Raw genomic sequence first — 255 nt, 5'->3', positions numbered from 1 at the left:
ACAACATCTTGATGCACCCCTTCCATATGTTAGGTGTAGCTGGTGTATTCGGTGGTAGCTTGTTCTCTGCAATGCACGGTTCTTTGGTTACTTCCTCCTTGGTTCGTGAAACAACCGAAAACGAATCACAAAACTACGGTTACAAATTCGGTCAAGAAGAAGAAACCTACAACATCGTTGCTGCACACGGTTACTTCGGTCGCTTAATCTTCCAATACGCTTCCTTCAACAACAGCCGTTCTCTACACTTCTTCC

The 255-nt window shown here is 44.7% G+C and carries 1 pseudogene; it reads left to right on the top strand.

The window, feature by feature from the left end:
- A pseudogene (locus A0J48_RS26660) lies at positions 1 to 255 on the top strand (photosystem II q(b) protein); the annotation flags it as partial.

Source organism: Sphaerospermopsis aphanizomenoides BCCUSP55 (assembly GCF_001586785.1).
Classification (GTDB): domain Bacteria; phylum Cyanobacteriota; class Cyanobacteriia; order Cyanobacteriales; family Nostocaceae; genus Sphaerospermopsis_A; species Sphaerospermopsis_A aphanizomenoides_A.
Note: the sequence above shows the minus strand (reverse complement) of the source record. Positions and strands in the feature narration are given on the sequence as shown.